Raw genomic sequence first — 937 nt, forward strand, 5'->3', positions numbered from 1 at the left:
CCCGACTCTCTCGCGGGCGATCGCCCGGTTGGCCGGTGACGTGGAAGGCGCCGCGTCGGATGGCCTGGCGCTCGACGATGGCGAACCAGACCTCGACGAGGTTCATCCACGAGCGCGGACGCAGCGACCAACGCTCCGGCGTCACCGACCACCGCGTTGACGAGTTGCTCGCGAGCTGCCGAGTCGTCCCAGGTGATCTGGGGGCAGAAGCCTTCTATGCGAGCAAGAAGAAGAGTGCTAGCAGGATTGCGATAGGCGCCGCATACGCAAGGTCGCGAGTGCTGGGTTGCGATGCGGGGGATGCTGGTCGTCGCCGCGACAGATCTCGGCGTGCGATAGTCCAACGAGTTGCCCAGGCCAGGCAGAGTGCTAGGAGTGGGGCGCCCAAGAGCGCGCCGGCCGTTTGGGCGAGAAGTATCCCGATAGTCCTACCGGTCACCGCATCGAGTGCGATTCCAGCTAGCGCTGTAGTGACGAGCACTGTCACGCCTGGAAAAAACGCCGAGTTGGCCAGGATGCCAAGTAGATCTTCTCGCTGCTCCATGTCGGGGTCGGGCCCAAGGGCCATTTCGATGGCGCTGTCCGAAACTTCTTTTTCGGTTCGTTCTCCTGACTTTGCCGCTGGGCTGCGACTGACGAAGGGCCGGGTGACGAACCGGGCTGGGCGGGGGGGTGGTGCCGCGACATGGATCTCCTTCTAGCGCGTGCTTGCGGTGGCGAACCGCCCTCCGACCGAACCGATGATGGGGTCCGCACCAACGCCGCTCGGAGCTACGGAGCCAGTGTCGTCGCTCTTGGTGTGCTTGTGCGAAGCGCGCGCATCACGTGCTACTTGAGTTTTCGGGATCGTTGGCTTGAGCACACAGCGCAAGAGTTTCCAGAAGGGAGAACTGTCGCGCAGGAACCGAACGCCCTCGTTCGCCATCAGGTCGCTCCT

General features: G+C 63.8%; 1 protein-coding gene. It reads right to left on the bottom strand.

Features of this window, described 5'->3' with window-relative positions; genetic code table 11:
- Positions 1-697: 697 nt before the first annotated feature.
- The coding region (locus N869_RS18665) for a hypothetical protein (RefSeq protein WP_232229827.1) at positions 698-937 on the bottom strand (240 nt) is incomplete at its 5' end.

The sequence above is a fragment of the Cellulomonas bogoriensis 69B4 = DSM 16987 genome (assembly GCF_000767165.1).
In the GTDB taxonomy this organism is placed as follows: domain Bacteria; phylum Actinomycetota; class Actinomycetes; order Actinomycetales; family Cellulomonadaceae; genus Actinotalea; species Actinotalea bogoriensis.